The sequence below is a fragment of the Nocardia gamkensis NBRC 108242 genome, assembly GCF_001612985.1.
Lineage (GTDB): Bacteria > Actinomycetota > Actinomycetes > Mycobacteriales > Mycobacteriaceae > Nocardia > Nocardia gamkensis.
In genome coordinates this window covers 1-1,319 of record NZ_BDBM01000107.1, presented here as the reverse complement: position 1 = coordinate 1,319, position 1,319 = coordinate 1, and the positions used below count along the sequence as shown (strand labels likewise).

Sequence of the window (1,319 nt, the reverse complement as noted above, 5' to 3'; positions counted from 1 at the left end):
CCGAAACCTCCTCGACCACACCCGGCTTCTCGTTCACCACCACGTCGCCCGCGTCCACGGCCGCGCGCAGCTCCATGCCGGTACCCACGATCGGGGCCTCGGAACGGATCAGCGGAACAGCCTGACGCTGCATGTTCGCACCCATCAGGGCGCGGTTGGCGTCGTCGTGCTCGAGGAACGGGATCATCGCGGTCGCGACCGACACCATCTGACGCGGCGACACATCCATGTAGTCGACCTCGTTGGCGGCGACGAGCTCGTTCTCCTCGTTGCCACGCCGGCACAGCACGCGGTCCTCGAGGAAGCGGCCTTCGGCGTCGACCGGCGAGTTGGCCTGCGCGCGAACGTGCCGGTCCTCCTCGTCGGCGGTCAGGTAACGAACCTCGTCGGTCACCCGGCCGTCGACGACCTTGCGGTACGGGGTCTCGATGAAGCCGAACGGGTTGACCCGCGCGTACACCGACAGCGAGCCGATCAGGCCGATGTTCGGGCCTTCCGGGGTCTCGATCGGGCACATCCGGCCGTAGTGCGACGGGTGGACGTCACGGACTTCCAGGCCGGCGCGCTCACGGGACAGACCACCCGGGCCCAGCGCCGAGAGGCGGCGCTTGTGGGTCAGGCCCGACAGCGGGTTGTTCTGGTCCATGAACTGCGACAGCTGGGAGGTTCCGAAGAACTCCTTGATCGCGGCGACGACCGGGCGGATGTTGATCAGGGTCTGCGGCGTGATCGCCTCCACATCCTGAGTGGTCATGCGCTCGCGGACGACACGCTCCATACGGGAGAGACCGACCCGGATCTGGTTCTGGATCAGCTCGCCGACGGTGCGCAGGCGACGGTTGCCGAAGTGGTCGATGTCGTCCACTTCCACCGGAACCTCGGCGCCACCGGGGGCGGTCATGGTCTTGTCGCCCGAGTGCAGGCGGACCAGGTACTCGATGGTGTTGACGATGTCTTCCTTCGTCAGCACCGAACCGACGACCTGCTCGCCCACGTGGATGCCGAGCTTCTTGTTGATCTTGTAGCGACCGACGCGCGCCAGGTCGTAGCGCTTCTCCTTGAAGAACAGGTTCTCCAGCAGGGTCTGCGCGGACTCCTTGGTCGGCGGCTCACCCGGACGCAGCTTGCGGTAGATGTCCAGCAGCGCCTCGTCCTGACCGGCGGTGTTGTCCTTCTCCAGGGTCGACATCATGATCTCGGAGAAGCCGAAGCGCTCGACGATCTCCTCGGTGGTCCAGCCCAGCGCCTTCAGCAGCACGGTGACCGGCTGGCGGCGCTTGCGGTCGATGCGCACACCCACGGTGTCGCGCTTGTCCACG

General features: G+C 66.6%; 1 protein-coding gene. It reads right to left on the bottom strand.

The features are described from left to right. Positions 1–1,319: RNA polymerDNA-directed RNA polymerase subunit B (locus NG1_RS34820; protein ID WP_501193580.1), on the bottom strand; the 1,319-nt coding region annotated here is incomplete at both ends.